Here is a 24,920-nt window from a genome sequence, read left to right as displayed (position 1 = left end):
ATGGCGATGAAACGCTTGCCCGCCGCTTGGTTTCTGCTGTTCGCCGTCGGGTCGGGTCAGGCCGATATCTACAAATACGTCGCGCCTGACGGCCGGGTGTATTACACCGACGAGCCGAAAAAAGGCTTCGACTACCGGCTGATCATCCGCACCCGCCCCAAAACTTACAATCACGATCTAAAATATCTGTCGGCGAACAAAAGCAAGTTCAACGACTTGATCGCCAAAGCCGCCGCCAAGCATCAGATGGACCCCAAATTGTTGCATGCGGTGATTCAGGCCGAATCGGCCTACAACCCCAATGCCGTGTCGTCCGCCGGAGCCGTCGGCTTGATGCAGCTGATGCCGGACACCGCGCGGCGTTACGGCGTCAGCGACCGGCGCGACGCCGAACAAAACGTGGACGGCGGCACCCGCTACCTGAAGGATCTATTAGCGATGTTCAATTCCAACCTGAAATTGGCCGTGGCCGGTTACAACGCCGGCGAAGGTGCGGTGATGAAGTATAACTACACGATTCCGCCCTACCCCGAGACTCAAAATTATGTCCAACATGTGATGTCGCTCTACGGAAAAGGCTAGTGCCCGTGTCCTCGCTACAAAGTCTGGTCAACGACACGACCAAGCTGTTCTCGCTGCCGGACATCTATTTCCAACTCAACGAAATGGTGCGCGATCCGCGTTACACGATGACGGATTTCGGCAAGGTGATTTCCAAGGACCCGGCACTGAGCGCCCGGCTGCTGCGCATCGTCAACAGCCCGTTTTACGGTTTTCAGTCCAAGGTAGACACAATTTCGCGCGCCATCACCATTATCGGCGTCGACGATCTGAACAATCTAATCCTGGCAACGTCGGTCGTCGACGAATTCAGCCGGATTCCCTGCGAGCTGGTGGATATGACCGCCTACTGGATGCGCAGCGTGCACTGCGGCGTCATCGCTCGGCTGCTCGCCAAACGCAGCGGCGTGTTACACGCCGAGCGGCTGTTTCTGGCCGGCCTGCTGCACGACATCGGCTCGCTGGTGTTGTATATACGAATGCCGGACGCGGCACGGACCGTATTGCTGGCGGCCAACCACGACCGCGGCTTGGTACCCGGCTTCGAATACCAGATTATCGGCTTTACCCACGCCGACGTCGGTCAGGAACTGCTGAAAAGCTGGGGCCTACCGGAATCCCTATACGAAACCGTCGGCTGCTACCTGGAACCGAATCGCGCCTTGGTCCACAAACTGGACGCTCACTTGCTACACATCTCGGCCCTGCTGGCCGATAGCGGTCGCTACGCGGACGGCGTCGAGGCCACGGCGGCGATGCTGTCGGAACAATCGCTGTCGCTGACCCGGCTGAGCCGCGAACAAATCATCGCCTTGATGGGACAGGTGGAAGGCGAATTCATGCACATGTTCGAATTGCTGTCGCCGGGCAAGCGCTTTCACTAAAGTTCGCGCTACCCTACAAAACCGAAACGCCGGCCTGTTCCAGTAACGTGGTCAGTTTGATCAGCGGCAAGCCGATCAAGGCATTCGGATCGTCGCCGACGATTTTTTCGAACAGCGCGATTCCCAATCCCTCGGACTTGAAACTACCCGCACAATCGAACGGCTGTTCGCGATCGACGTAACGCTCGATTTGCGCCGGCGTCAGTGGCCGGAAATGCACTTGGCAGACATCGAGATCGCACCAGCAGCGGCCGGAACCGGCGTCAAGCAAACAAACCGCAGTGTAAAATGTCACGACCCGACCGGCTTGAAGGGCGAGCTGCCGAATCGCCCCCTCCCGACCACCGGGTTTGCCCAGGGTAGCACCGTCTATTGCCGCCGCTTGATCCGAGCCGATAATCAAGTGCTCTGGATACACGGCGCGCAAAGCCTGAGCCTTGGCCAACGCCAAGCGAGCCGTCAGGTCGGCCGGTGTTTCGCCGACCAGCGGCGTCTCGTCGACGTCGCTGGCGGCGACGGTAAATGCGAGCTGCAAGCGCGCCAGCAATTGCCGACGATAAGACGAGCCGGAAGCGAGAACGAGAGCGGACATGGCTAGGTGATTGTTTAATCGAGTGTTTGTTTGACGCGGCCGCGAGTAGTCTGTATCATTGTACAGTTATGTCAGACAAGTTTCCCGACCGTATCGATCCTCTGGTGTTCGCCGAAAGGCGCGGCACCGTGGCGGGCCAGCTCGCGCTGGCCCAATTCGAACGCTTGTCGGACTACGTTGTCGAGCGCGACGGCGCGGTGGACGTCAGGCTGGAATTCGACAAGGAAGGCAAGCGTGTCGTGTTGAGCGGCCAAATCGTCGGCACGGTGCAACTGGAATGCCAGTCCTGCCTGCAAGGCGTGGCCTGGCCACTGGACATTCGCTTCAAATTGGCCGTCGTCGCCACGCCGACCGAGGCCGAACGATTGGAAGATTACGAACCGATAGTGCTGGACGACGACAAAATCTCGCTACACGCGGTTGTCGAGGACGAAATCCTGCTGGCGATTCCGGATTTTCCCAGACACGAGCACCGCTGTCTCGAGCGCAACAGCTCCTCGGACAACGACTACACCGATAGCCGGACTAAGGCAGACAATCCTTTTTCCGTGTTAGCAAAACTTAAAAAAACTGGAGATTGAAATGGCAGTACAAAAGAGCAAAGTATCGCGTTCCAGACGCGGTCAACGTCGTTCACACGATGCATTGGTCGGCAAAACCCTGTCTCAGGACACCCTGACCGGCGAAACCCATCTGCGTCACCACATGACCCCGGACGGTTTTTACAAAGGCCGCCAGATCGTTGCCGGCAGAGACGAAGATTAATCTTCGCAAATTCACCATCACGTAAAGCCGACGGGTATTTCTGCTGTTGTCGGCTTCTTCCGACCACAGGAGTTAATCCCAAGCGTGAGCGTAACTCTCTCTATCGATGCCATGGGCGGGGATTTCGGACCGCAAGTCACGATACCCGCATCGCTGGTTTGTCTAAGAAAAAACCCGAAACTGAATTTGATCCTGGTCGGCGACGAGACCTTGCTGAAGGACAAACTCGGCTCGGCCCTGACCGAATTCGCCGGCCGGCTTAGCATTGAACATGCATCGCAGGTGGTGGAAATGGACGAACCGCCACAAAAGGCTCTGAAAAACAAGAAAGATTCGTCGATGCGGGTCGCGATCAACCTGGTTCAGGAAGGCCGGGCCGACGCCTGCGTCAGCGCCGGCAATACCGGCGCGTTGATGGCGACCGCCCGTTTCGTGTTGAAAATGATCCCCGGCATCGACCGGCCGGCCATCATTTCGACGCTGCCCTCCACCTTCGGCCACACCCATGTGCTGGACCTGGGCGCGAACGTCGATTCCAGCGCCGAGCACCTGTACCAATTCGCGGTGATGGGCGAGGAAGTGGTCAAGGCGGTCGAAAACATCGAACGCCCCCGCGTCGGCCTGTTGAACATCGGCGAAGAAGACATGAAAGGCAACGAGCAGGTCAAGGCGGCCGCGAAATTGCTGGAAAATTCCGAGCTCAACTACATCGGTTACGTCGAAGGCAATTCGATCAACGCCGGCCATACCAAGGTCGATCTAATCGTCACCGATGGCTTTGTCGGTAACGTGGCGTTAAAATCGATCGAAGGTGCCGCGAAAATGATCAGTTCCAAACTCAAGGACAGCTTTTCGCAAAACTGGCTGACCAAGCTGGCCGGCCTGGTGGCCTATCCGGTGCTGAAACGCTTCAAGGACAGCATCGACCCGCGCCTTTACAACGGCGCCAGTTTCATCGGTTTGCGCGGCTTGGTCATCAAAAGTCACGGCGGCGCCGACGCGTTGGCCTTCGAAACCGCGATCCATCTGGCCGAAGTCGAAGTGGCGCAAGGCGTCATCCGTAAAATCAGCGAAAAATTGGAAATCGCGCTAGCCCAAAAGGTTGTGGCATGACAATCTGGTCTCAAGTGATCGGCACCGGCGGCTACTTGCCCGAAACCGTCCGAACCAACGACGACATTTCAACGATGGTCGATACGTCGGATAGCTGGATTCAGGAGCGCACCGGCATCAAAAGCCGGCGGATCGCCGGGCCGGACGAAACCGCCTCCAGCATGGCCGAGATCGCCGCCCGTCAGGCGCTGGAGATGGCCAATCTGCCGGCCGACGCCATCGACATGATCATCGTCGCCACCGGCACGCCGGAGCGAGTCTACCCCAGCACCGCCTGCCTATTGCAGGAACGCCTGGGCATCAAGCGCGGCGTGGGTTTCGACATTCAGGCCGCCTGTTCCGGCACCGTCTATGCACTCAGCATCGCCGACCAATACATCAAAAGCGGCTTCGCCAAAACCGTATTGGTGGTCGGCAGCGAAATCTGCTCGCGTATCGTCGATTGGAGCGACCGCGGTACCTGCATCCTGTTCGGCGACGGCGCCGGCGCGGTGTTGCTGAGCGCCGGCGACCGGCCCGGCATCCTGTCCACCCATATTCATTCCGACGGCGGCTACGAAGACCTGTTGTATTGCCCCAACCCGCAAGTCGCGGCGACCGCCAAGCAGGACGAAGCGCCCTATATCAGCATGCGCGGCAACGAAGTCTTCAAGGTCGCGGTCAACACATTGGGCCGTATCGTCGACGAAACCCTGGAAGCCAGCGGTTTGGCCCAAAGCGACATCGACTGGCTGGTACCGCATCAGGCCAATACCCGCATCATCGCCGCCACCGCCAAAAAGCTGGGCATGTCGATGGACCAAGTCATCCTCACGTTGGAAAACCAAGGCAACACCTCCTCCGCCTCCGTGCTGCTGGCCTTCAACGAAGGCGTGCGCGACGGCCGTATTCAACGCGGCCAAACCGTGCTGATGGAAGCCTTCGGCGCCGGTTTTACCTGGGGTTCCGCTTTAATTCGGTACTGAAATGAATCCAAACGCACAAAGCTACAATCTGGCCTTCGTTTTCCCCGGCCAAGGCTCGCAAAGCATCGGCATGCTGGCCGCGCTGGCCGAAACCCACCCGACCGTCGAACACACCTTCGCCCAAGCCTCCGAAGCACTGGGATTCGATCTGTGGAATCTGGTCGCCAACGGTCCGGAAACCGACCTGAATCAAACCCGCAACACCCAGCCGGCCATGCTGGCGGCGGGCGTCGCGGCTTGGCGGGTCTGGTGCGAAACCACCACGATCCGTCCAGCCTGGATGGCCGGCCATAGCTTGGGCGAATACACCGCCTTGGTTTGCTCCGGCGCGCTGAATTTCCAAGACGCGATCAAACTGGTCGCCGAACGCGGCCGCCTGATGCAGGAAGCCGTGCCGGCCGGCGAGGGCGCGATGGCGGCCATCCTCGGCCTGGAAGACCACCAAGTAGTTAACACCTGCGCCGAAGTAGCCAACGGTGAAATCGTCGCGGCCGCCAATTTCAACGCCCCCGGCCAAGTCGTGATTGCCGGCGCCGCCGCCGCGGTCGATAGAGCCATCGACGCTCTGAAAGGACTGGGCGCCAAGCGCGCGTTAAAACTGCCGGTCAGCGTGCCCTCGCACTGCGGTTTAATGGAAGCCGCGTCCGGCCAACTGGCGGCGTTGCTGGAAAACACCGCGCTGGACATGCCGGCGATGACGTTGATCCACAACGCGGACGTCAAATCGCACGGCTCGCCGGAAGTCATCCGCTATGCGCTGAAAGAACAACTATTCAAACCGGTGCGCTGGGTCGAGAGCGTCAAATTCATGCACGAACAAGGCGTGACCGCCTTTGTCGAATGCGGCCCCGGCAAAGTGCTGCTGGGCCTGAACAAACGCATCGCCCCGGACGCCGCCCACTTGGCGGTCTACGATCCGGACACCCTAGCCAACGTTGTGGAGCAATTGAATGGATAAAAAAATCGCCATCGTCACCGGCGCCAGCCGGGGTATCGGCCGGGCCATTGCCGAAAGACTGGCCGCCGACGGCTTCCACGTGCTGGGCACCGCCACCTCCGCCGCCGGCGCCGACGCCATTTCCGCGTATTTGGGCGACAACGGCAAGGGCTACAAGCTGAACGTGGCCGACGCCGCCGATATCGAGCACTTCGTCAAAATCAGCGGCGACGAATTCGGCACGCCGGCCGTGCTGGTCAACAACGCCGGCATTACCCGCGACAACTTGCTGATGCGGATGAAAGACGAGGAATGGGACGACATCATCGCCACCAATCTGACCTCGGTGTTCAGAATGTGTAAAGCCGTCTCGCGCGGCATGATGAAGGCCCGGTACGGCCGCATCATCAATATCTCGTCGGTGGTCGGCTCGACCGGCAACGCCGGCCAAACCAACTACGCCGCCGCCAAGGCCGGCATGGTCGGTTTCGCCAAGTCGATGGCCAAGGAAGTCGGCTCGCGCGGCATCACCGTCAACACCGTCGCGCCGGGTTTCATCGATACCGACATGACCAAGGAATTGGGTGCCGACATCAAAAACAGCCTGTTGGGCGCGATCGCGCTGGGCCGCCTCGGTCAGCCGGAAGAAATCGCCCACGCGGTATCCTTCCTGGCCTCGGAGCAAGCCTCCTATATCACCGGCGAAACCCTGCACGTCAACGGCGGCATGTACATGCCCTAGGCCGGCGATCACCCGCGCCGAAGAGCCCGCCGCCGATCCGGCCGCGGGCTTTTTTTATGGCTCAACCGCTCTGCAACGCCGCCGCCACCGCCGCCGCGCGGGTCGAGACGCCGAGCTTTTCGAAGATGTGTTCCAGATGCTTGTTGATTGTGCGCGGGCTGCTGCCGAGGATGATGCCGATTTCCTTGTTGGTTTTGCCGCGAGCAATCCACATCAGAATTTCGGCTTCGCGGAAGGTCAATTTCAAGCGCTCGCGCAATTGTTCCGGATTCCAGGCGCCGTCGTCCTCGCGCCTGAGCAGCAACAAATATTCGTCCGGGTGGTGGCAAACGCCGATCTCAACGCTGAAGCCAACCGCCGCGCCAAAGCTTTCCTCGTCCGGCACCTTGCCGCCGTCGCCGCGCCAGTTGGCGAACCAGGCCAACAAGCGGCCCGGCAACGCGTCGCCGAGTCCGCACGCCCCCGCCTCGCCCTGCCCGCGCTTAAAATCCGCCAGCCAGGCGGCGGCGGCCGTCGTTAACCAGACGATCCGGCCGCCGGCATCGACCGCCAGCGCGGCGAATTCGCCGTCGTCCAGCACTCCTTCGGCCCGCAGCAGATTGCGGGTTTGAGTCAGATGCACTTCGATGCGCGCCAGCACTTCGGCCGGCCGAATCGGTTTGACGATGTAATCCAGCGCGCCTTCGCCGAAACCGCGCAACAAATGATCGAGCTCGCTAAGGCCGGTCATGAACAACACCGGAATCGCTGCGGTGGCCGGATCGGCTTTCAGCCGGCTACAGGTTTCGAAGCCGTCGATGCCGGGCATCATCACATCCAACAAAATGATGTCGGGTTTGACGTATTGAATTTGTTCGATCGCCGAGCAACCGTCGGTGGCGACCAAGACCCGGTAATTGGCTTCCGACAAGGTATCGGACAACAGAGCCAGATTGCCCGGCGTATCGTCGACGATCAAGACCGTGCCACTACTGCCATAGGTGCCGTTCATCGTGCCTCCTGCGTTTTCGGGTTCATGTTCAACAATTTGCGTAGTTCGCCGACCCGGAATTCGCCGGCCAGTGTTTTCAGTTTGGCAAAATAGCCGGCATAGTCCGGATGCGCCGCGGCCAGTTCGTCCAATTGTTTTTTCAGGGCCAGCAGATCGCCGATCCTTACGCAATCGACACAGCCCTGCAACAGAGGTTCCGGCGGCACCGCCAACGCCGCCCGAACGCCCGGTTCGACCGCCGCGACCTCGTCGCGGTACAGCCAGCTCAGCGCCAAATACAATTTCAATTTGTCCATCAAATCGCCCACCCGGACCGGCTTGGCCAGAAAGTCGTTACAACCGGCATTCAGCGCCGCCAAACGATCGCTGGGATAGGCATTGGCACTCAGCACGATGATCGGCATCGCCCAACCCTGCTCGCGCAGCCGGATCGCGGTTTCGATGCCGTCGATACCGGTCATCGAAATGTCCAGCATCACCAGATCGGGACATTGCTCGGCTACCCGAACCAGGCATTCCTCGCCCGAATCCGCTTCGCAAACCTCGAAGCCCAAGGGCTCCAACAAAGCCCGCAGCAAATCGCGATGCTCGCGCTGATCGTCCACCGCCAAAATCTTGCGGCGGACGCCGTGATAGCCGACGATGTCCGCGCGCGGTTCCGGCTCGGCATCGACGTTCAAACTCGGCAACAGCAGGCGCACGCTGAAGGTCGAGCCCTCGCCGAGTCGGCTTTTCACCGTTATTTCGCCGCCCATCACTTCGGTCAAGATCTTGCTGATCGTCAAACCCAAGCCGCTGCCGGCCACCGCGTTGCCGGTCGGCTGATTGAGCCGGGTAAAGGGCTGGAAGATATTTTGCATTTGCTCATCCGCTATGCCGGCGCCGGTATCGATGACCTGAAAATTGACGACGCCGCCGCTATAGCCTATCCGCAGCACGATTTCGCCGCTGTCGGTAAACTTGACCGCGTTGCCGAGCAAGTTGATCAATATCTGCCCCACCCGCTTTTCGTCGCCGCGCACTCGCTGCGGCAGGGTGTTGCCGATCTGGCAAACGAAGCGCAAGCCCTTGTCCTCGGCCTGTGCCTGGTAGGTATGCACCAAGTGCTCGATGAACAACGGAAAGTTAAAGGCTTCCTGCTTCAGATCGAATTTGCGCGCCTCGATCCGGGCGATATCCAGAATGTCCTCGATCAATGCGCATAAATGCTCGCCGCTCCGCTTGACGGTATCGACGGCCTGGCGCCGGTGCTCCGGAATGCTGGGGTCTTGGTTCAAAATATGGGCGTAGCCGATAATGCTGTTCAGCGGCGAGCGGATTTCATGACTCATGCTGCTCAGAAAACGGCTCTTGGCCTGATTGGCGGCGTCGGCCATTTTCAGCGCTTGTTGCAATTTCAAGTCGGTTTTCTGATGCTCCTCGATTTCCTGCAACAACAGCTGGGTCTGCTTGGCGGTTTCCTCTTGCGCCACCTTGCGGCTTTCGGCATTCAAGATCAGCCACCAAGTGCATAGGCCGATGAACACCAGCAACGAGGCGTATATTTTCAGGAAATTGTTCAGCAATAACTGGAAGGCCGGCCAATCCTGGCGAATGCTCAACAAATCCTGGTAGTAAATGATGCTGACGAAAATCCCGGTCAACACTGACAGAAACACAAACAACAAACCGAAGCGCAACAGCCGCAGGCGCACGTACAGACTCAAAAAATTCGGCAAGCCGCGTTTGGCGAGGCGTTCCAAATAATCGTCGAAGCGATAGCCGACCTTGCAGGCGTCCAAACAGCGCGCGTCCAACGTGCAGCACAACGAACAAATGCTGCCGGCGTAGGCCGGACAATAGGCCACGTCGTCGTGTTCGAACTCATTCTCGCAAATCGAACAAGTGTTGCGGGCGTAGCGGTTGTGTTCGTCGCGATCGCGCGCCAGATAATGTTGGCCCTTGCTCCACCACGCCAGCAACGGCGCCAGCGCGAACGCGAGGCCCAGCGCGATGAACGCCGAAAAGGCTTTGGGCCATTCGCCGAACAAACCGACGTAAGCCAGTATCGACACCACCGACGCGACGAAGGTCGCCACCATGCCGATCGGATTCAGGTCGGACAAATAGGCCCGCTTGAACTCGACTTCCTTGGGACTTAAGCCCAGCGGCTTGTTAATCATCAACTCGGCCGCGACCGTGCTGATCCAGGCGATCGACATATTCGAAAACAGCCCCAGCACCTTTTCCAGCGCGCCAAACACGCCGAATTCCATCAACAGCAGCGCGATCATCACGTTAAACAACAACCACACCACCCGGCCGGGATGGCTGTGAGTCAGCCGCGAGAAGAAATTGGACCAGGCCAGCGACCCGGCATAGGCATTGGTAACGTTGATCTTGATTTGGCTCAACACCACGAACAAGGCCGTCGCGGCCAAGGCCCAGCGCGGATCTTCGAACAGTTCGTTGTACGCTACCAGATACATCTGGGTCGGCTCGTGGGCATGTTCCGGGGCGATGCCGTGGCGTATCGCCAAATGGGCCAGCAAGGCGCCAAGCAACTGCCTGAGCACGCCGAATACCACCCAGCCCGGCCCGGCGCTCAGCATCGCCGCCCACCAGCGCCATTTGTTCTCGGCGGTCTTGTCCGGCAAGAAGCGCAGAAAATCCACCTGTTCGCCGATCTGCGCCACCATCGAACAGGCCACCGTCGCCGCGCTGCCGAACAGCAGCCAATCGAAGCCCTGGCCGCTGCCGGCGATCCAAAAATAGGTCTCCAACGTCATCAACGCTTCCGGCTCGGTCCGCGCCACCGCGATATACGGCGCGATCAGCAAGGCCAGCCACACCGGTTGGGTCCACAACTGCATCCGGCTGATCGTGGTAATCCCGAAGGTCACCAGCGGAATCACGATCAGCGCGCTGATCACGTGGGCATAGGCCAGCGGTATCTGAAAATACAGCTCCAGCGCCAGCGACATGATCGAGGCCTCCAACGCAAACAGCGTGAAGGTGAACGAAGCATAAATCAGCGAGGTCACCGTCGAACCGATGTAGCCAAAGCCGGCGGCGCGGGTCAGCAAATCGATGTCGATATGAAAGCGGGCCGCGTAATAGCTGATCGGCAATGAGGTGATGAAGATCACCGCGCCGACCGCGATGATGGCCCAAAAGGCATTGGTGAAGCCGTAGTTGATCGACAAAAACCCGCCGATCGCTTCCAGCACCAGAAACGAGGTCGAGCCGAAGGCGGTATTGGCGACTTCGAACTCCGACCACTTGCGGAAGCTGCGCGGGGCGTAGCGGAGCGCGTAATCTTCCAGGGTTTCGTTGGCGACCAGCAGGTTGTAGTCGCGGCGGATTTTGGTGATGTTTTGGTGGATGGCTTTCATATGTTGTGTCGCTGACGCGACGGGTGATTTAATGCTGGTTCGCGGACCGACAGCCGCGATACTTTTCTTTGCTCCGCCAAAGAAAAGTATCCAAAAGAAAGGCGGCCCCATGCCGCTTTAATCCTGCGCGCCTGCGGGTTTGTCGAGGGTTTTCGGAAGGGCTGTCCTAGCCCTCCGAAAACGCGCGGCATCCCTGCCGCGCCCCTGCGGGCAACTTCTCGCCAAACCCTCCGGTGCTCGGCGCGGCATCAGGGGATAAAAACCATCCCGATTTCGTAGGGTGGGCACAGTTTATATGCCCACGCGGACAAACCTTCATTCCCCCGCAACGACGATATCAACGCCATCTCCCCAATCCATCGGATAAACGCCTTCCTTAACATACCGATGAAACGTCGAATAAGGCCATTCGCTGACTCGTCGGCAATAGCCGTGTTTCACCGGATTAAAATGAACGTAATCCATATGTCGGGCAAAATCGGTGTCATCACGAATTTGATGTTCCCAAAACCTGCGTTGCCATAAGGTCGATTCCCGATGTTTTTGTTTCGACGCATTAATCCATTCGGCCCGCCGATATGCTTCGCCACAAACCACGCTCACCTGCCGTTTGATCACGCTCCAACGGGTTGCAAAGTCCGCATCATCAGCCGGCAAGGTCCAAATGGCATGCAAATGATCCGGTAACAACACCCAGGCATCAATGGTAAACGGCCGTTTGGCGCGAGTGCTTGCAATCGCTCTCCGCAAAGCCTCCCGCACCGTTTCATCACATAAAATCGCCTGCCGCCGATACGTCACCACCGTGAAAAAATACGTTGCTCCGGAATTTTGCGAGCGGCGGTAACGGGACATTTCGGTTGTTAAATTTCGGCGGTTAAATCAGGGTTTTGGCGTTTCCGCGTGGGCACAAAAAGCGTGTGCCCACCCTACGTTACTAGAACTATTGTTTAGGCTTTGCTCTGTCAACAATTCCATCAATAGCATCAGGAATCAATTTCTCAGCAAACCCAGCCAAAAAAGAAATAGCGAGTAGCTTTGCAAAATCTTGTGAACTATTGGTGCTCATACATAGAAACAAACTTGGTATATTCGTGGGACAACCTAATTCATATGGCGTTTTTTCAGGCAAAATAACCCCTAATAGCTCCTTACTAAAAACACCATGCAAAATATAACTTAAAACACCGGACTCCCACAATATCAATACCAATAATGCAAATAAAGCTCCTGAAAAAAGTGCAGATACCCCATCAAAATAGCCACTTCGTAGCTGAAGAAATGATAAAAAAGTTTCACTATGGATTTTTAGACGAGACATCCTTCTATGGAAACTAATAAATGCGCCAAACGCGCCAAAGCACGCAACAGAAACTAGAAGATCATGTTTTTCAGGTGCCGCATAAACATGAGAATATGCAAACATAAAAAAAAGCAACAAAATAAATATGATTGACACTACAACGCTAACGCAAGATCGAATCTCATGACCTTTAGTGGCAAGCGCATAGGCCCAATACAAGCGATTTGCTAAATAAACAACTTGACTGCGCAAAAAGACTTCATCCGAGGCATCAGAGCTATTAACAAACTCCTCGTACGCATGATATTGATCATCATCAGCTATTGACTTAAATCTCAGCTTTAAATGTTTCTCCTCAATTTTTAGTTCACTAACATTTAATTTATCAATAATAGCGACTCTTAAGGCACAAACATCACTCCAACCTAGAACAATGATGCCTTCTTTATAGGAACTTATAATTGTTTGAATATAATCAGATAAACATTCTTTCTGCGAGTGCCTATAATATTCCGACAAAAAATGCTTAAACTGACAATTGATGTAGCTTTTTATAGTGGGCCCCCAAAGCAATAAAGCCACCCGATACAAAAGCGATACAACCCAATTAATAGCGGCCGGTTTTTTCATAAAAAATATAATTTGTTAGGTCCAGAGAATAAACTGAGCGAGACGGGCGTTGTTTGGGATTCTTTCGCCTCCCATTTCTGTGACATCCTACATCAGAACCATTTATCCAAATTTGCAAAACTACCCGCCGACCTTTCATCTCGCGACGGGGTTAATCCCCTGATGCCGCGCCGAGCACCGGAGGGTTTGAGCGGTGGTGCCCGACAGGGGCGCGGCAGGGATGCCGCGCGTTTTTGGAGGGCTATGGATAGCCCTTCCAAAAACCCCGCTCAAACCCGCAGGAGCGCAGGATATAAGCGGTATGGGGTGGCCTTTTCTTTGGATACTTTCTTTTGGCCAAGCACAAATTCGTCCGGAACGAATTTGAACAGCCGATAGGCTGGCCCGCAGGGCGAAAACCATGGATGGTTTTCGTAGCGAAAGTATCTCGGCTGTCGGGCCGAGACCCGACTTCAAATCAAACCCGTCGCGCCAGCGACACAAATCATCAAAACCATCAAAACCATCAAAACCATCAAAACCCTTACAACAAAACCAACGCCGCGCCGCGACAATTCACTCCGGAAAAAACCCGGCATCGACAATTTGATCGAAGGTCCACGGGCAATCGGCGGCAAACAATTCCTCGTCAAGTCCGGTTTCGCTGGACGCGTCGATAACGGCTCGCCGATAGGCATGGGTCAGGATTTCCGGCAATTTAGCGGTAAGCCCCGGATTATCGTCGAGCACGTCGGCCACCGCGAGACGTTGCCCCTTAATCGTCAGTTGCCAGCTTTTACCGCGCCGTGCCGGTTGATGCCGCCACTTCAGCAAATGCGCCAATAAAACCGTCAAGCGGCTATCCAATGCCCGTTTTTCGCTTCGGCCCATGCTTTCCAACTCCTCGGCGATGTTTTGTAGATCCAATTCGTTGAAACGCCCCGCTCGGATTGCCGCGGCCTGTTCGTGGGTCCAACGGTAGAAGTCGGTTTCGTAGGTACTCATGGCTAATTCTCATCCTGTCTGACGGTCCGGATTATAACTGATCGTAATCGGCGACCGTTCGCAGCTCGGGCTTAACGCTTCGGATCCGCTCAGCGACCGGCTCTGCTCAGTACATGGCCCCTTAGCGAACGGCTCGGCCGGCAATGACCGAGTCTAACGCTCGACGGTGTTTTGGACGTCCCGCATCCCTGCGAGCAAGACAAGCGTTACTTCCTCTCATGCCCAAACGTAAAAATCACCGGATTGCCTTGGTTGTGGATAATCACCTCCTTCTTCGGCTCGTCGCCCACAGCCGCCGGTTGCGCCACGCCATTCGCGTCAACCGTGCCCTGACCTTCTCTCACCTCCACCCGCACGTCCGGCATCCACTTGGGTTTGAACAACGCGGTCTTCACTCGGCCTTCGGTTTTCGGCAACGGCGCGTGTTCCAGCACGTCCAGACAGGCGGTGCTGATTTGATCGACCAATTTGTCGGTCACGTAACTTTGCGCGACATCCTTGCCGAAGGCATGGGCGCTGAAGGTGGATTCGCGTTCGATCAACACCGCCTGATTGCCGGCATCGCGCAAAATGCAAGTGATCGGCAACACGTCGGCTTTCTGGAAGTCGGTCGCGCGCGGGTCGGAGTTACCGGACGAAAACGAGAAACCGACCGGGGTTTCGCGGTGGGCGACCTTGCCCAGCTTGGCTTGCAAACTGTGGCTGAACGGTCCCTGGACCGGCAACGGAAATTCCCATTCGGCCAGATTGTCCCTGACCCGGTCGGCCAATGCCGCCGATTCCAATGCAAAGCCGAACTGGCGCAGATTGTCGTCGGCCACGCTAAACGCCACGGCTTGCAAGGGTTTGACGGCGTCGGCTGCGAGCGCGGGCGTCGGCGGAGCCAACCATGCGGCGGCGGCCAGCGCCAAACCGGCCATCCGGTACATTAGCGGTTTTCGAGCCGAATCCATATATCGATCGCGGCTGAAGCCGCTCGTATATTTCATGACCAACGAATTACCGGCCGGCCGTTCAGGCCCAATTTCTAGTGTCGAATTCATAAATTTCCCTCGGTTCTTGGGGGCTTACTCTACGGGAAGCCGTTCTTTTACAGCCATACGTCAAATAACTGATGAGTCATTTACCCGATTGTGGCGGGTAGCGACAAAATTCAAAAATCTCCCCGAAGTCTTCGAACGCCGGACCGCCAATCCCGGCAGTTTTCAATCCAAACCAGGGGAATGTAATGACAGGCATCAATCCACCCAAACACAGTCGCCGGGCCGCCAAGATGCTCGGTAGCGTGGCGCTAAGCGCCCTCGGCCTGAGCCAAGCGCCGGATGCGCTGGCCGGAGCGACGTTTAAAATCGACGACACCAAATGGGTCAGCGTCGGCGCCGGTTTGCGGACCAGCTTCCGCGCCCAGGAAGGCTCGGTCGGCGCGAACGCCGACAAATGGAGCAACGATTTCAATCTGGACAACATCCGTTTGTACATCAACGGCCAGATTCATAAATATCTGAAAGTCGAATTCAACACCGACTGTCAAACTTGCGGCAACGGCGGCGAAGTGCGGGTGCTGGACGCCATCGGCAAATTCGAAGTCACGCCCTACGCCAACTTGTGGGTGGGCCGGATGCTGGTTCCCGCCGAACGCCGCGAGATGAACGGTCCGTTCTACAGCGCGGTGTACAACATCTTCTCCGCCGGCACGCCGTTCGAACCGTCGGACTACAACCTGACCATCAAATCAGACGGCACCTCGGCCGGCTCATTCGGCCGCGACGACGGTGCCACCTTCTGGGGCGCCGTGTTCGATGGCCGTTTCCAATACGCGGCCGGTTTTTTCCGCGGCTTGCGCGGCGGCGCCAACGTCGACGACAACATTCTGTACGCTCAGCGCTTCGCCTACAACTTCTGGGACGTCGAGAAAAATCCCGGCTACTACACCTCGGGCACTTATTACGGCAAGGGCGGCGACATTCTGACCGTCGGAGTATCCAACCAATATCAAGAAGACGGCGCCGGCACACTAAGTTCGCCCGGCAGTTTCCGCGGCACCACCGCCGACGTGTTGATGGAAAAAGTGTTGCCTGGCGGCGGCGTGGTCACTTTAAACGGCGAGTACAAAAACTACGGCATTTCCGGACCTTACAGCCAAGCGATCCGGGATGCGGAAGGCTCGGACGGCGCGCCGGCCCAGTTCTCGATGTTCGAAGGCAACGCCTACGATATCAGCGGCATGTATCTGTTCCCGCAAAAGATCGGCATCGGCCAATTCCAGCCATATTTGCGTTACGTCAATGTATCGCCGGACAACAGCCCCAACCGCGAAGTTTACGAAGGCGGCGTCAACTACATCATCGACGGCCACAACGCCAAAATTTTCGCCGCCTATCAATACGGTGACTTGCTGACCAAGGGCTTGAACTACAAATCCACCGCCAGCGGCGAAAACGCCAGCCAGGTGATGGTCGGCTTCCAATGGCAAATTTAATGACGCTGGGGTACGCAAATTTACGCCAACGCGACAAACCGTAGGGTGGGCACCGAATAGGTGCCCACGCGGAGCCTTCACGCGCGGGCATTGGATGCCCACCCTACAAGACAATGCCGTTAAGTTCCGGATGACCGTTCGTCCTGAGCTTGCCGAAGGGCGAATGGTTAAGCCGTTCTTGGTTCGACCAGCTCACCACGAACGGCTTAACTTAACGGCGTTGCCCTACAAGACCGGTGACACATCACCGACGATTTCTTCCCGACATAGGACTTAAACGATGAAACTACTGAGCAATTCCTTCCACAAACTGGCGACCGTCGCGGCTCTGTCCGCCGCGCTGCTCGGCGCCTCGCCGGCCCGCGCCGAAGACACTATCAAGGTCGGCGTGCTGCATTCGCTATCAGGGACGATGGCGATTTCCGAAACCACGCTGAAAGACACCATGCTGATGCTGATCGACGAGCAAAACAAGAAAGGCGGTTTGCTCGGCAAGAAACTGGAAGCGGTCGTCGTAGACCCGGCGTCCAACTGGCCGCTGTTCGCCGAAAAAGCCCGCGAATTACTGACCAAGGACAAAGTGGCGGCAATCTTCGGTTGCTGGACCTCGGTGTCGCGTAAATCGGTGTTGCCGGTCATTGAGGAATTGAACGGCATCCTGTTCTACCCGGTGCAATACGAAGGCGAAGAGTCGTCGAAAAACGTGTTCTACACCGGCGCCGCGCCCAACCAACAAGCGATTCCGGCGGTCGACTACCTGATGAACGACCTGAAAGTGCAACGCTGGGTCTTGGCCGGTACCGACTACGTTTATCCGCGTACTACCAACAAAATCCTGGAAGCCTATCTGAAAGCCAAAGGCGTCAAGGATAAGGACATCATGATCAACTACACGCCGTTCGGCCATTCCGACTGGCAAAGCATCGTCGCCGACATCAAAAAATTCGGCTCGGCCGGTAAGAAAACCGCCGTGGTTTCCACGATCAACGGCGACGCCAACGTACCTTTCTATAAAGAGCTGGGCAACCAAGGCATCAAAGCCGAGGACATTCCGGTCGTCGCCTTCTCGGTCGGCGAGGAAGAATTGTCCGGCATGGATACCAAACCGCTGGTCGGCCATTTGGCGGCCTGGAACTACTTCATGAGCGTCGATACCACCAAAAACGCGGCCTTCATCCAACAATGGAAGGACTACATCAAAAACCCGAAACGGGTCACCAACGATCCAATGGAAGCGCATTACATCGGTTTCAACATGTGGGTGAAAGCGGTTGAGAAAGCCGGCACCACCGATCCCGAAGCGGTACAAAAAGCCCTGATCGGCGTCGAGTTCCCCAACCTGAGCGGCGGCGTGGCGAAAATGCTGCCCAACCACCATATCAGCAAACCGGTGCTGATCGGCGAGATTCAGGAAGACGGCCAGTTCGTCACGGTCTGGCAAACCAATAAAGTCGTCGACGGCGACGCTTGGTCCGACTTCTTGCCGGACAGCAAACCGATCATCGCCGACTGGACCGCGCCGATCAGCTGCGGCAACTACAACACCAAAACCAAGAAATGTTCAGGTCAAAAATACTGATCGGATGAACCCGGCGGGTCCTCGATCAGATCCGCCTCACGCTTAGCCAAGGGTTGCGCCGGCACGGAAGCCGGCGCAACCCACCTCGAAGGAATCGCCATGTCTGTTCATTGTTCGCAAACCGCTTTAATAACGCCGCTCGGCCGCGCCTTTGCCGTTGCTCTTTCCCTATCCCTGTGTTCAGTTCGTACTCCTCTGTGGGCCGGGGCCAAGCCGAGCGGCGTTATCAAAGCGATTTTTTCGTGTGTGGGTTACGCATTGCGTAGCTTGCGTTCCGGTTTTCGAGTGACCGCCTGGTACGCGGTGCGTACCCTACTTTTTATGTTCGCGGTTTCCGTACAGGCGCAAGAACCGGACGCCTTTAGCCAATATCTGGAGCAATTGCGCGTCGGCAGCATGGCCGAGCGCGAAGCCGCGATCGAAACCCTGGCCGCCGACGGCCGCGCCTTGCCGGCGCTGCAAGCCTTACTGGACGGCAAATTGTTCGACTTAAAAGCCGAGAGCAAACTGGTGATCGGCGTGGAATCGGCGGCCGGCTATCAATTGACCGACGCGGCCAGCGGCGCGGCACTCGCGGAAGTGGACCGCGCGGCGGTCGGCAAAATCAACGTCACCAACAAACTGCGCGGCAGCTTGCGCAAGGCCATCGGCCAGTTACAGTTGAACGTGGCCGATGCCGACGCCCGCTTGGCGGCGGTCAAGGCGATGGCAAAAGAGATCGACGACAAGGGCCTGGACTTGCTGCGCGGCCGCCTGGAACAAGAAAGCGCGCCCAAGGTCCGCGCCGCGATCGAAGAAATTCTGCTGCTCCGAGACATCGACAGCGACGACAAGGCCAAGCGCATCGCCGCCATCGGCACCTTGAAGGACCGTACCAGCCAGGACGCCGCCAACCGCCTGCAAGCCCTGACCGAGAAAGACGCCGACGGCAATTTCATCGAACCCGACAGCGACATTCGCAATCTGGCCGAAGCCGCGCTGGTCAGCATCCACAACCGCTTGCAAACCTACGCGGTCGTCGAAACCGTATTCTTCGGCCTGAGCCTGGGCGCAGTGCTGGTGTTGGCCGCGATCGGCCTGGCCATTACCTTTGGCGTGATGGGCGTGATCAACATGGCCCACGGCGAACTGATGATGCTGGGCGCTTACACCACTTACGTGATGCAGCAACTGCTGCCGAACAATCTGGGTACCGCGTTGATTTTGTCGATACCGATGGCCTTTTTGGTGGCCGCGCTAGTAGGTATAGCGATTGAACGCGGCATCATCCGCTTCCTGTACGGCCGGCCGCTGGAAACCCTGCTGGCCACCTTCGGCGTCAGCCTGTTCCTGCAACAAGCCGTGCGCTCTATCTTCTCGCCGCTAAACCGTAGCGTCTCCACGCCGGAGTGGATGAGCGGCTCCTGGCAGATCAACGACTTTCTGTCGCTGACCTGGAACCGCTTTTACATCCTGATTTTCTGCCTGCTGGTGTTTACCGCGCTGCTGCAAATCTTGAAGCGCACCAAGCTGGGCCTGGAAGTCCGCGCCGTCGCGCAAAATCGCGGCATGGCCAGAGCGATGGGTATTCCCACCTCGCGGGTCGATGCGATGACCTTTGGTTTGGGTTCCGGAATTGCCGGGGTGGCCGGGGTGGCCTTGAGCCAAATCACCAACGTCGGGCCGAATCTGGGTCAGGCCTACATCGTCGATTCGTTCATGGTGGTGGTGTTCGGCGGCGTGGGGAATTTGTTCGGTACCTTAGTCGCTGGGTTTTCGCTAGGGATTGCCAATAAGGTGTTGGAGCCTTATGCCGGGGCGGTGTTGGCGAAGATTTTAGTGTTGGTGTTCATTATTTTGTTTATTCAGAAGAAGCCGAGGGGGTTGTTTCCGCAGAAAGGGAGGGCGGCGGAATCGTGAGGTTTTAGCTTACTGGTTCCCACGCGCTGCGTGGGAACCCTGACTTGGCGCGGCGGCTGGGACTGGAATGTTTGGTGTCGCTATCGCGACGGCTTTTTAAATGCCGGTTCGCGGACCGGCAACCGCGATACTTTTCTTTGCTTGGCCTCGGCAATTGCTCCTGCATTGCTCTACCTCCTGCATCCATGCAGTCGAAAGAAAAGTATCCAAAAGAAAGGCCGCCCCATGCCGCTTGTATCCTGCGCTCCTGCGGGTTTGAGCGGGGATTAAACCCGTCGCGGATTTAAAGTGGATGGATAGTTTGACGATGGTAAGAATTTATAGGATGTGCCGACGACAGGAGGCGCATCGCTCGCGACCGATGTGCTTCGCATTTGCTCAGTCGTAGGGTGGGCACGGTTGAGTGCCCACGCGGAACCAACCGCCAACTGTGGGCAAAGTTGCCCACCCTACGCAACGTTAACTTCCGGGACGGTTTTCTCCCCTGATGCCGCGCCGAGCACCGGAGGGTTTGGCGAGAAGTTGCCCGCAGGGGAGCGGCACGGATGCCGCTCGTTTTCGGAGGGCTAGGACAGCCCTTCCGAAAACCCTCGCCAAATCCGTAGGCGCGCAGGATCAAAGCGGCATGGGGTGCCTTTTTCTTTGGGTACTTTCTTTTCGACTGCATGGATGCAGGAGGTAGAGCAATGCAGGAGCAATTGCCGAGGCCAAGCAAAAGAAAGTACCTCGGCCGTCGGGCCGAGACCCGACTTCAAAAAAGCCGTCGCAACAGCGACACTTTAAAACAGACGGAAGTCAAAAATGAATATCGCTAAACTGACCCAAGACAAAACCTACTCTTCAGTGCTAATCGCCCTAGCAAGCGTCACCCTCTTGATCCCCCTCTGCAACCTAATCTTCCCCGAAGATTCGGCCTTGCACTTCTCAGCCTATTCAGTCTCTCTAATCGGCAAATACCTAACCTTCGCCCTGCTCGGCTTATCACTGGATATGGTCTGGGGCTACGCCGGGATTCTGGTCCTGGGCCAGGGCGCATTCTTTGCGTTGGGCGGCTACGCGATGGGCATGTATCTGATGCGGCAGATCGGTACCCGCGGTGTTTACGGCAACGCGGAATTACCAGACTTCATGGTGTTCCTGAACTGGACTGAGCTGCCCTGGTATTGGCACGGCTTCGATAATTTCGGCTTTGCGATGTTGATGGTATTGCTCGCGCCGGGACTGCTGGCTTTCGTATTCGGCTGGCTGGCGTTTCGCTCAAGGGTCACCGGCGTCTACTTATCCATCATCACCCAGGCCCTGACCTACGCGTTACTGCTGGCGTTCTTCCGCAACGAAATGGGTTTCGGCGGCAATAACGGCCTCACCGATTTCAAAGACATCCTGGGTTTCAACATCCAATCCGAAGCAGTCCGCTCGGTGTTGTTACTAATGACCGGCCTGAGTCTGATTGGCGCCTTGTTGCTGTGCCGCTGGATTGTGAATAGCAAACTCGGCCGGGTGGTCACGGCGGTTCGCGACCAAGAATCGCGGGTGCGTTTTCTCGGTTACCGGGTGGAATTGTTCAAACTATGGGTATTCGTGTTCGCGGCGATGCTGGCCGGCTTGGCCGGCGCGCTTTACGTACCTCAGGTCGGCATCATCAACCCCAGCGAATTCTCACCACTCAACTCGCTGGAGATCGTCATCTGGGTGGCGGTCGGCGGGCGCGGCACTTTATACGGCGCGATCATCGGCGCGGTGCTGGTCAACTACGCCAAAACCGTATTGACCGGCCTGATGCCGGACGCCTGGCTGTTTTGCCTGGGCGGTGCCTTCATCCTGGTCACCTTATTAATGCCCGACGGCATCGTCGGCCTGCTGCGCCGTCGCAGTAAACCCAAACCCACTCTTAACGCTACCGGAGGACAACCGGCATGATGATCTCGGCTGCAACTACCACCGAAGGCGGCGCCAGCCTACCGCTGGTCGGGGAAATCGACGCCCGCCACGGCCCGATTCTGTACATGGAAGACGTCAGTGTCAGCTTCGACGGCTTCCGGGCGCTGAACCATTTATCGCTGTACATCGACGACGGCGAACTGCGCTGCCTGATCGGCCCCAATGGTGCCGGCAAGACCACCTTGATGGACGTCATCACCGGCAAAACCAAACCCGACAGCGGCTCGGTATTCTTCGGCCAGACCATCGATTTGCTGGAACTGGACGAACCGGCCATCGCCCAGGCCGGCATCTGCCGCAAGTTTCAAAAACCTAGTGTGTTCGACGCCTTGACCGTGTTCGAAAATCTGGAACTGGCCTTACGGACCGACAAGCGCACTTGGCCGACTTTATTTCATAAACTCAACAGCGAGCAACGCGACCGCATCCAGGATGTATTGCAAACCATCGCCCTGCCCGCTCAACAACGGCAACTGGCCGGCGCGCTGTCGCACGGTCAGAAGCAATGGCTGGAAATCGGCATGCTGCTGATGCAGGACCCGAAAGTGATGCTGGTCGACGAACCCATCGCCGGCATGACCCATCAGGAAGTCGAACGCACCGCCGAGTTATTGCTGTCCTTGCAAGGCAAGCATTCCATCGTGGTGGTCGAGCACGATATGGAATTCGTCCGCAGCATCGCCCGTAAAGTTACGGTGCTGCACGAAGGCTCGGTACTGACCGAAGGCACGATGGATGAAGTGCAAAACGACCCGCGCGTGATCCAAGTTTACCTGGGGGGATGATGTTAACGATTAGCGCATTGCAACAATACTACGGCGCCAGCCACACCTTGTGGGACCTGGATTTGAGCGTGCCGGCCGGCGCCTGCGTCTGCCTGATGGGCCGCAACGGCGTCGGCAAAACCACGCTACTGAAAGCCATCATGGGCTTGTTGCCGGTGGCCGAGGGCAGCATTCAATTCGACGGCGTCGAACTGGCCAAAGCCAAAGCCGAATCCCGCGCCGAACTGGGCATCGGTTATGTGCCGCAAGGCCGGGAAATCTTTCCGTTGTTGACGGTGGAAGAAAACCTGAAAACCGGGCTGCGCGCCGCCAACAAACACGGTATCAAAAAAGTGCCGGACAGCATTTTCGAGATTTTTCCGGTACTAAAACAAATGCTCAAACGCCGGGGCGGCGACCTGTCCGGCGGCCAGCAGCAGCAATTGGCCATCGGCCGGGCGCTGGTACTGAATCCGCGCCTACTGATCTTGGATGAACCGACCGAAGGCATTCAGCCCAACATCGTCAGCGAAATCGGCGACGTGATCATTCGTCTGAATAAATCGCGCGGTGTAGTGACACCGGCCCCAAAACCGGAAACCGGCGAAATCCACCAAGCCATCGACCGCATCCATAAAGAACTGGGCGTAACGGTATTGCTGGTCGAACAAAAACTGCCGTTTGCTCGCAAGGTCGCCAATCAGTTTTGCATCATGGACCGGGGGCGGAATGTGGCGGTGGGGGCGATGAACGAATTGGCGGACGACATGGTGAAGCGGTATTTGACGGTGTAGTATTTTGATTTTCTAGGGGCGAAAATCGACTTTTCCGTTTGCATGCTAGGATTTTCCCGTTCGTCCTGAGCCCCGTCGAAGGATGGGCGGGAAAATCCGTGCATCTCTGCGCCAAACCGTTCGTGCTGAGTCCTTCGGCGGCGCTCAGGAGAGCCTTGTCGAAGCACGAACGGTTTGGCGAGTAGCGATTATTTCCCGGCGGAATTGATTGGCGTAACAGCGACCTACAACACCTCAAACAAGGATAAGGAAGCAGAATGTTCTGGGTTTATATCCTTCGCTGCGCCGACGGCAGCTATTACACCGGCCATACCGATAATCTCGAAAAACGAATAGCCCAACATCAAGCTGGCGAATGCGGTGGCTACACTTTACCGCGTCCTCCGGTAGAGTGCATTTGGTCTCAGGCAACCAGCACGCGAGAAGAAGCGCTATCGGCGGAACGGCAAATCAAGGGCTGGAGTCGGAAAAAGAAAGAAGCCATGATGAGAGGTGATTGGGCTGAAGTTAGCCGGCTTGTGAAAAGTCAATCCGTTCATCCTTCGACAAGCTCAGGACGAACGGATTGACTTTGTTACCCGCCTCTAATTACCGGTCGTCCTGAGCTTGTCGAAGGGCACGCAAAATAAGGTTTCGAACCCTGAACAACTAACAGATTCAAATGAGTAACGAGCTCGCGGAGAAACAGTTTTGTAGTCAATCGTTCAGCCACTGGGAAGCCGAACTCACTTTAGGTTTCGCCCCACGTGGATCCAAAACCGCCCTGGTCAACCGCGCCCACCGTGGCCCGTTGACCGTGCAGCGCCCCTTCTACCCCGAAGGCGGCGTCTGCCATGTGTACTTGCTACACCCGCCCGGTGGCGTGGTGGCCGGCGATCAATTAAGCATTACAGCCACTGTCGAACCCGATGCGCAAGCACTAATCACCACCCCAGCCGCCGGCAAGTTTTATCGTAGCGGCGGCGGCGAAGCGCGGCAAAACGTCAATCTCAGCGTCGCCGACGGCGCCAGCCTGGAATGGCTACCGCAGGAAACCATCGTTTACGAAGGTGCGCGCTTAAATTCCAGCATGAATATCGATTTGGCCGAACACGCCCGCTTCATCGGCTGGGAAATATTAGCCTTGGGCCGCCCGGCTGCTGGTGAAGGCTTCGATAACGGGGCAGCCACTTTAAGCTGGCGCATCAGTCGTGCCGGGCGCATGGTTTACATGGAACGCTTGCATCTGGATGCGGAAGCCTTTAAGGCCCGCTGGGGTTTGTTTGGGCATTCGGCTTGCGGGACGATGTTTGTTTATCCGGCTACGGCTTCGCAGTTAGCGGCGGTGCAGGAGTTGATTGGGGATGAGGCTAATCGCGGGGTGACTTTGATAGAGGGTTTGTTGATTTGTCGAGGCTTGGATCTTAGGGCTGATTTGTTGAAGGGGTTTTTTGAAGAAGTTTGGGGCTTGGTGAGGGGGGATGTTGTTGGTAAGGCCGTTTGTGCGCCGAGGATTTGGGCGACGTAAGCATGTTTGTTTTGTCTGGTGTCGTCGTATCGGTTTACAGCGGTCTTACTGAACGCGTCATTCCGGCATGGATTGCCGGAATCCAGAAGCCATGGATGGCTTCGAGTTGGGATTTG

General features: G+C 57.1%; 23 protein-coding genes. 16 read left to right on the top strand and 7 right to left on the bottom strand.

Features of this window, described 5'->3' with window-relative positions; translation table 11 throughout:
• Entirely contained in the window at nucleotides 1–582 is a 582-nt protein-coding gene (locus ACQE3D_RS04610) for a lytic transglycosylase domain-containing protein (protein ID WP_409521091.1), read from the top strand.
• A gap of 5 nt (nucleotides 583–587) precedes the next feature.
• Nucleotides 588–1,445: an HDOD domain-containing protein gene (locus tag ACQE3D_RS04605; protein WP_064026102.1), complete on the top strand. Its 858-nt coding sequence runs from the start codon at nucleotides 588–590 to the stop codon at nucleotides 1,443–1,445.
• A gap of 13 nt (nucleotides 1,446–1,458) precedes the next feature.
• Here the strand turns inward: ACQE3D_RS04605 and ACQE3D_RS04600 are convergent, their stop codons facing one another.
• Complete coding sequence (locus ACQE3D_RS04600) at nucleotides 1,459–2,037, bottom strand: Maf family protein (RefSeq protein WP_313728948.1); 579 nt, start codon at nucleotides 2,035–2,037, stop codon at nucleotides 1,459–1,461.
• Nucleotides 2,038–2,105: 68 nt separating this feature from the next.
• Here ACQE3D_RS04600 and ACQE3D_RS04595 point away from each other — a divergent pair, with 68 nt between their 5' ends.
• The 6 genes from ACQE3D_RS04595 to fabG all read left to right on the top strand — a co-directional run bounded on the left by ACQE3D_RS04595 (nucleotide 2,106) and on the right by fabG (nucleotide 6,559).
• Complete coding sequence (locus tag ACQE3D_RS04595; protein WP_313728949.1) at nucleotides 2,106–2,618, top strand: YceD family protein; 513 nt, start codon at nucleotides 2,106–2,108, stop codon at nucleotides 2,616–2,618.
• 1 nt (nucleotide 2,619) lies between these two features.
• Nucleotides 2,620–2,802 (top strand): 50S ribosomal protein L32, encoded by a 183-nt coding sequence (gene rpmF, locus ACQE3D_RS04590; RefSeq protein WP_064026096.1) that lies wholly within the window; start codon nucleotides 2,620–2,622, stop codon nucleotides 2,800–2,802.
• 84 nt (nucleotides 2,803–2,886) lie between these two features.
• Nucleotides 2,887–3,915, top strand: coding sequence for a phosphate acyltransferase PlsX (gene plsX, locus ACQE3D_RS04585; RefSeq protein WP_082885389.1), 1,029 nt, complete (start codon nucleotides 2,887–2,889; stop codon nucleotides 3,913–3,915).
• Nucleotides 3,912–4,880: a beta-ketoacyl-ACP synthase III gene (locus ACQE3D_RS04580; protein ID WP_064026092.1), complete on the top strand. Its 969-nt coding sequence runs from the start codon at nucleotides 3,912–3,914 to the stop codon at nucleotides 4,878–4,880. The genes plsX and ACQE3D_RS04580 overlap by 4 nt, the downstream gene beginning before the upstream one ends.
• 1 nt (nucleotide 4,881) lies before the next feature.
• A complete protein-coding gene (gene fabD, locus ACQE3D_RS04575; RefSeq protein ID WP_064026090.1) occupies nucleotides 4,882–5,838 on the top strand; it encodes an ACP S-malonyltransferase in 957 nt (318 codons plus the stop codon).
• On the top strand, nucleotides 5,831–6,559 hold the full coding sequence (fabG, locus tag ACQE3D_RS04570) for a 3-oxoacyl-ACP reductase FabG (protein ID WP_071155215.1): 729 nt from the start codon (nucleotides 5,831–5,833) through the stop codon (nucleotides 6,557–6,559). Before fabD ends, fabG begins: the two co-directional genes overlap by 8 nt.
• Before the next feature lie 61 nt (nucleotides 6,560–6,620).
• On the opposite strand, the gene ACQE3D_RS04565 is transcribed toward fabG, so the two are convergent.
• The 6 genes from ACQE3D_RS04565 to ACQE3D_RS04540 all read right to left on the bottom strand — a co-directional run bounded on the left by ACQE3D_RS04565 (nucleotide 6,621) and on the right by ACQE3D_RS04540 (nucleotide 14,830).
• Nucleotides 6,621–7,550: a response regulator transcription factor gene (locus ACQE3D_RS04565; protein ID WP_313728950.1), complete on the bottom strand. Its 930-nt coding sequence runs from the start codon at nucleotides 7,548–7,550 to the stop codon at nucleotides 6,621–6,623.
• Nucleotides 7,547–10,924 (bottom strand): hybrid sensor histidine kinase/response regulator, encoded by a 3,378-nt coding sequence (locus tag ACQE3D_RS04560; protein WP_427551411.1) that lies wholly within the window; start codon nucleotides 10,922–10,924, stop codon nucleotides 7,547–7,549. Before ACQE3D_RS04560 ends, ACQE3D_RS04565 begins: the two co-directional genes overlap by 4 nt.
• A 315-nt stretch (nucleotides 10,925–11,239) precedes the next feature.
• Entirely contained in the window at nucleotides 11,240–11,779 is a 540-nt protein-coding gene (locus ACQE3D_RS04555) for an REP-associated tyrosine transposase (protein WP_313728952.1), read from the bottom strand.
• A gap of 88 nt (nucleotides 11,780–11,867) precedes the next feature.
• Nucleotides 11,868–12,857 carry a hypothetical protein gene (locus tag ACQE3D_RS04550; RefSeq protein WP_071155220.1) on the bottom strand — a complete coding sequence of 330 codons (990 nt, stop codon included), beginning with the start codon at nucleotides 12,855–12,857 and terminating at the stop codon, nucleotides 11,868–11,870.
• A 555-nt stretch (nucleotides 12,858–13,412) separates the two neighbouring features.
• Nucleotides 13,413–13,841, bottom strand: a complete 429-nt coding sequence (locus tag ACQE3D_RS04545) for a DUF29 domain-containing protein (RefSeq protein ID WP_281022381.1) — start codon at nucleotides 13,839–13,841, stop codon at nucleotides 13,413–13,415.
• 206 nt (nucleotides 13,842–14,047) lie between these two features.
• Complete coding sequence (locus ACQE3D_RS04540; protein WP_313728953.1) at nucleotides 14,048–14,830, bottom strand: hypothetical protein; 783 nt, start codon at nucleotides 14,828–14,830, stop codon at nucleotides 14,048–14,050.
• A 239-nt stretch (nucleotides 14,831–15,069) separates the two neighbouring features.
• Here ACQE3D_RS04540 and ACQE3D_RS04535 point away from each other — a divergent pair, with 239 nt between their 5' ends.
• From ACQE3D_RS04535 to ACQE3D_RS04500, 8 genes are all read left to right on the top strand, one after another.
• Nucleotides 15,070–16,320, top strand: coding sequence for a hypothetical protein (locus tag ACQE3D_RS04535; protein ID WP_313728954.1), 1,251 nt, complete (start codon nucleotides 15,070–15,072; stop codon nucleotides 16,318–16,320).
• Nucleotides 16,321–16,600: 280 nt separating this feature from the next.
• Nucleotides 16,601–17,899, top strand: a complete 1,299-nt coding sequence (gene urtA, locus ACQE3D_RS04530) for an urea ABC transporter substrate-binding protein (RefSeq protein WP_064026572.1) — start codon at nucleotides 16,601–16,603, stop codon at nucleotides 17,897–17,899.
• A gap of 321 nt (nucleotides 17,900–18,220) precedes the next feature.
• The gene (urtB, locus tag ACQE3D_RS04525; protein ID WP_313729463.1) at nucleotides 18,221–19,798 is read left to right on the top strand and encodes an urea ABC transporter permease subunit UrtB; all 1,578 of its coding nucleotides are present in this window, start codon (nucleotides 18,221–18,223) and stop codon (nucleotides 19,796–19,798) included.
• A gap of 801 nt (nucleotides 19,799–20,599) precedes the next feature.
• Nucleotides 20,600–21,718: an urea ABC transporter permease subunit UrtC gene (urtC, locus tag ACQE3D_RS04520; protein ID WP_313728955.1), complete on the top strand. Its 1,119-nt coding sequence runs from the start codon at nucleotides 20,600–20,602 to the stop codon at nucleotides 21,716–21,718.
• A complete protein-coding gene (urtD, locus tag ACQE3D_RS04515) occupies nucleotides 21,715–22,524 on the top strand; it encodes an urea ABC transporter ATP-binding protein UrtD (RefSeq protein WP_313728956.1) in 810 nt (269 codons plus the stop codon). Before urtC ends, urtD begins: the two co-directional genes overlap by 4 nt.
• Nucleotides 22,524–23,297 (top strand): ABC transporter ATP-binding protein, encoded by a 774-nt coding sequence (locus ACQE3D_RS04510; protein ID WP_313728957.1) that lies wholly within the window; start codon nucleotides 22,524–22,526, stop codon nucleotides 23,295–23,297. The genes urtD and ACQE3D_RS04510 overlap by 1 nt, the downstream gene beginning before the upstream one ends.
• Before the next feature lie 257 nt (nucleotides 23,298–23,554).
• Nucleotides 23,555–23,866, top strand: coding sequence for a GIY-YIG nuclease family protein (locus ACQE3D_RS04505; protein ID WP_313728958.1), 312 nt, complete (start codon nucleotides 23,555–23,557; stop codon nucleotides 23,864–23,866).
• A 92-nt stretch (nucleotides 23,867–23,958) separates the two neighbouring features.
• Complete coding sequence (locus tag ACQE3D_RS04500) at nucleotides 23,959–24,804, top strand: urease accessory protein UreD (RefSeq protein WP_313728959.1); 846 nt, start codon at nucleotides 23,959–23,961, stop codon at nucleotides 24,802–24,804.
• Nucleotides 24,805–24,920 lie beyond the last annotated feature (116 nt).

Source organism: Methylomonas sp. MS20, assembly GCF_050275925.1.
GTDB lineage: Bacteria > Pseudomonadota > Gammaproteobacteria > Methylococcales > Methylomonadaceae > Methylomonas > Methylomonas koyamae_A.
This window is presented reverse-complemented; position numbering and strand designations above follow the sequence as displayed.